At 36.1% G+C, this 1,992-nt stretch carries 3 protein-coding genes; 2 read left to right on the top strand and 1 reads right to left on the bottom strand.

Annotated features, from left to right (window positions below):
• Positions 1 to 134 precede the first annotated feature (134 nt).
• Both U3A58_RS21645 and U3A58_RS21650 read left to right on the top strand, forming a co-directional pair.
• On the top strand, positions 135 to 854 hold the full coding sequence (locus U3A58_RS21645) for a hypothetical protein (RefSeq protein WP_323826478.1): 720 nt from the start codon (positions 135 to 137) through the stop codon (positions 852 to 854).
• Positions 855 to 966: 112 nt separating this feature from the next.
• Complete coding sequence (locus tag U3A58_RS21650) at positions 967 to 1,734, top strand: hypothetical protein (RefSeq protein ID WP_323826479.1); 768 nt, start codon at positions 967 to 969, stop codon at positions 1,732 to 1,734.
• A gap of 62 nt (positions 1,735 to 1,796) precedes the next feature.
• On the opposite strand, the gene U3A58_RS21655 is transcribed toward U3A58_RS21650, so the two are convergent.
• On the bottom strand, positions 1,797 to 1,992 hold a 196-nt coding region (locus U3A58_RS21655; protein WP_323826480.1), incomplete at its 5' end, for a hypothetical protein.

Here is a 1,992-nt window from a genome sequence, read left to right on the forward strand (position 1 = left end):
GAACCCAAGAATTTTGACTGGCATTCAGGCAGTTTTCAAAGAGCGGCCTAAAATCAAGCGAAATAACCAACAAAAAGGCCTCAGTTTAAACCAAATGAAGGTTTTTAGACGAACTGACGTTGTGCGTAATTTTTATGAAGAATAGACTACTAACAAAAATATTATCCTTAACTCTTTGGACTCTTTTGTTTTCATGCGAAGGAGTTGTAAGAGGAACAGGAAAAGTAATTTCCTCTTTGGACAAATTACCAATTGACAGCGTAAGGATTAAGTGGGGAGCTAATGAAACTTTTACTGACAGTTTAGGACACTTTGAAATTGGAGAGTTTGTCGGATGTCCGACTGGATGCCCGGACTTAGAATTAGTTTTAACAAAAGTTGGATACGAAACAAGATATGTTAACGTGACAGAAGAGAATCAAGGACTGATATACGTAGAAAATATAACAATTGAGTTGAATCAAACCGACAAAGTTCAGGCTGACATTTGGAACAATAAAGTCGGTGACTTCCTATATTACAGTTCAATGACAATTGCAGGCCTTGGATTAATTACATTGGTTATGCTATTATTAATCAAAGTTGACAACAGACTTTTTTGGTTTTTCTTGATATTTTTTGGGACAGTTGGTTTTCATTATAACTTCCTTGCCGACATCTATGACTTTAAAATATTGAGACCTGTGACACATTTCAATCCCCCACACAAGTTAGACCCAGCTTGGTACAAGTTGAGCTTACCGCTTGGAACAATTGCATTTTGGATATATTATTTCAAACGACTTCGAAAAAAAATTGTAGACTTAAAAACTACTCACAACATCACCTTGGATCCAGCGGGCGGTGCCGAGTAAAAGTGAAAATCAGTTTTTTAAAAAGTTAGGAGTAGGCTGGAAGATAACGGCTCCGAATGCCCGTAGTTTCCAAGCTGAATCACGTTATGCCTCACCCTAAAAGACGACACAATTGAGAATAAAATCTGAAATATTAAAGGACAAAAACGGCAAGACGATTTCTGTAGAAGAATTCGTTTATAATAGCTTGGGGCTTCTAACAAAACAAATCTTCAAGGACAACTCGGGAAACTTGAAATATTACAAGACTTTTGAGTATGACGAGAAAGAAAATTGCATAAAGACAACTGACTTTTCAAACGACAATCAATTTCAAGGAAGTTTAGAATATACATATGACACGAACAACACTCAAATCAAGACAATTGAAAGAACTGTTGACGGTTCAATCTATGACTGGACAGAAATAATTGAACAACCTGAGAATAATTTAAAAATTTGGTTGGCTAAGGACAGTGACGGTAAAATAATTCATAGGACTGTCGAAAATTTACTTGACCATTCTGAAAAAAGGTTTAACGACCAAGAAAGGCTTTACGAAAACCATTACAAAAAATTTGACTCTGCAAACCGACTATTAGAAAAGATAATAACTGACGACAAGGGAAAAGAAAAAGAGAAACACTTATATCAGTATGAAGGCAAAAAAGAAATCTGGAAATATATCCTAAACGGTTCGACAGTCAAGACAGAAGAAAGAGTTTATGACAATAATAAAAATCTAACTTACTATATTAGAAAAGACAGCAACGGAAAATGCTTGGAATGGTATGGGTTTGAATATGACAAATTTGGTAACAAAACAAAATATTTCTGGGGACAAGTAGAAGGAAAACAGATTGGATTTAAAACATTTGAAATCAACTACAACAACGAATGAAAGAAGGGCGAAGGCATAACACGGGTTTGGCAAAAGTGGCGGTTCAGTGCTCCGCAGACACATTAGTGGTTAATCAAAGTTTGGTTCTCCGCATCAACATTTGTGGTGAAAATCGCCACCTTCGCCAAGCCCGAAACCGTCAGACTGTCTAAAAACTCATTCAAAATTTCACTAAAAATACCCACTATCCCGATGGGACTTATGGGGTGATTTTTGTATCTTTTTATATGAAATTTATCCAAGGAACTGACCGCACCC

Source organism: Algoriphagus persicinus (genome assembly GCF_035156415.1).
GTDB classification, from domain to species: domain Bacteria; phylum Bacteroidota; class Bacteroidia; order Cytophagales; family Cyclobacteriaceae; genus Algoriphagus; species Algoriphagus persicinus.